This window comes from Stenotrophomonas koreensis (assembly GCF_001431525.1).
Classification (GTDB): domain Bacteria; phylum Pseudomonadota; class Gammaproteobacteria; order Xanthomonadales; family Xanthomonadaceae; genus Stenotrophomonas; species Stenotrophomonas koreensis.
Map to the genome: position 1 here is coordinate 1 of NZ_LDJH01000034.1, position 1,668 is coordinate 1,668.

Here is a 1,668-nt window from a genome sequence, read left to right on the forward strand (position 1 = left end):
TGTATGGACTCCCCCGTCAAATCCTGACGGCACGATGTTGTGAAGCTTCAGCTTCACGGCATGTGATTCTTCATTTTCCATCCTGCTGAAACTTTTTCTTCAACCCGGCAAACGGGAGCGGTTGCATTCGTGTATTCGGCTTTGTGGTGGGCTTTCCCGAGCCATCATGGAATCCGCGGAGCAGGGCCAGACGTTCAAGCGATCACGAAGGATCAGAATTGTTATCGGCTTGGCTGCTTCGGGGGCCGACACGCTTGCATGAGTTGAGGCGATGCAACAGCAGAACGGTTCAACGGTAGTTGCAGTAAAACGGTCGAGGGGAATCGGGATCAGCCGGCGCGTTGTTCGCGCTGGCTGAGGTGGTCTGGATCAAAGCCCACGCCATGGTGTTCGGCGGCCCATAACCGCCGTGCGGTCTTGTTGGCCAGGGCCACCACGGCTTTGTTGTGGCCTTTGCGCTCAGCCAGTGCCAGCGCCCATTGCTGGGTGCGATCCAGCGTCTGGCCGCGCTTGCGCGCCATGCATGCGGTGATCAATGCCGAGCGTGCGCCATGGATCAGCAGCGTGCGCAGGTAGACATCGCCACGCTTGCTGATGCGCCCGAGCTTGCGGCTGCCGCCGCTGGAGTATTCGCGTGGTGTCAGCCCCAGTGCGCTGGCAAAGTGCCTGCCACTGGGAAACCGGGCGAAGTCGCCGATGCCCGCACTCATCGCGGTGGCGGTAATCAAACCGACACCGTTGGCAGCCATCAAACGTTGGCAGCGGGTATCGTCCCTGGCGATGTCGGCCAGCTGCTTCTCGATGGCGGCCATCGCCTCCTCGCAGGAGGCGATCCGCTGCAGCAGGCCAGCCAGGGCATGGCGCAGCGGCATCGGAAGATCATTGTCGCCATCCTCCAGGGCAGCCAGCACGGCTGGACGTATTTTGTCGGCCCCGGCAGGAATGGCAGTACCAAACTCGCGCAACAGACCGCGCACCAGATTGATCGCGGCCGTGCGTTCGGCCTTGTGGTGTTCGCGGATGCGATGCAGGCCCTGCGTACCCTGCTGCCCCGTGGTCTTTACCGGCACTGGGCGGATATCGCCACAGCGCGCAGCTTCCAGCAGGCCGGCGGCATCGGCGCGGTCGGTCTTGTTGCGCCGGACGTAGGGGCGTACATGCTGCGCCGGCAGCAGCTTCACCGTGTGTCCCAGCCGCATGAAGCGCCGCGCCCACGCATGCGCCGAGCCGCAGGCCTCCATGACAATGCTCAGCGGTGCGCGATTGACCAGGCATTGCGCAAACGGACCACGCTTGAGCCGCCTGCGCTCGACGATACGTCCTGCCGCATCGGCAAATGCCAGTTCAAAAACGTCCTTGGCCAGGTCTACCGCCAAGGTAACGGCAACCGACGATTCATTACCTGCGAATTTGGTGGTAGCGTGCATGTCCGGCTCCTGGCGTAAATTCCGCGTACTGATGGGCAACAGTTTCAGCTTGCGCATTGACGCGGCGTGGTGACGCGGGGAGTCCATTCGATCATCCAAGCCGACGCCGCTTCGCGGCGCGGCTTAACTCAGGTGTTAGGGGGCTATGTTGGGGCGCTACCATCTGACCCTTCTTTCAATCGTCGTAGCATGCACTTCGTGCGCTTCGCATCCCAACGTTGATGCGTCGCAGTGCAAAGAC

1 protein-coding gene is annotated in these 1,668 nt (G+C 61.9%); it reads right to left on the reverse strand.

Features of this window, described 5'->3' with window-relative positions:
• Positions 1-329 precede the first annotated feature (329 nt).
• The gene (locus ABB25_RS13910) at positions 330-1,427 is read right to left on the reverse strand and encodes an IS110-like element ISSko1 family transposase (protein ID WP_083488368.1); all 1,098 of its coding nucleotides are present in this window, start codon (positions 1,425-1,427) and stop codon (positions 330-332) included.
• Between the last annotated feature and the right edge of the window lie 241 nt (positions 1,428-1,668).

Coding starts and splice junctions, on each gene's coding strand:
- ABB25_RS13910 (WP_083488368.1), bottom strand. CDS start 1,427: ATGCACGCTACCACCAAATTCGCAGGTAATGAATCGTCGGTTGCCGTT.